Raw genomic sequence first — 311 nt, 5'->3', positions numbered from 1 at the left:
ACCAAATTTATATGTTCTTGATGTGTTGAGAACATCGCCTTCATCAGGCATTAAACGATGAAACACGGACGCGGGGTGGAGCAGTTTGGTAGCTCGTCGGGCTCATAACCCGAAGGTCGTCGGTTCAAATCCGGCCCCCGCAACCAACTCTCAGAAATTCTGAGAACAAAGCGACACTAGCTCAGCTGGTAGAGCGCGACCTTGCCAAGGTCGAGGTCACGAGTTCGAACCTCGTGTGTCGCTCCAAATTTATGTGTTCTTGATACGTCGAGAACAAGCGAACGCAAGCGTTTTGCCAAGGTCGAGGTCAC

Annotated in this window: 2 tRNA genes; both read left to right on the top strand. The window is 51.1% G+C overall.

The features are described from left to right. Positions 1-69 precede the first annotated feature (69 nt). Positions 70-146: transfer RNA gene (locus tag A8L45_RS23545), tRNA-Met, on the top strand. A gap of 24 nt (positions 147-170) precedes the next feature. Further along, positions 171-246 (top strand) — tRNA-Gly (locus A8L45_RS23540). The last annotated feature ends 65 nt before the right edge of the window (positions 247-311 follow it).

Origin of the sequence: Veronia pacifica (assembly GCF_001707825.1) — a bacterium.
Taxonomy (GTDB): Bacteria; Pseudomonadota; Gammaproteobacteria; order Enterobacterales; family Vibrionaceae; genus Veronia; species Veronia pacifica.
This window is presented reverse-complemented; position numbering and strand designations above follow the sequence as displayed.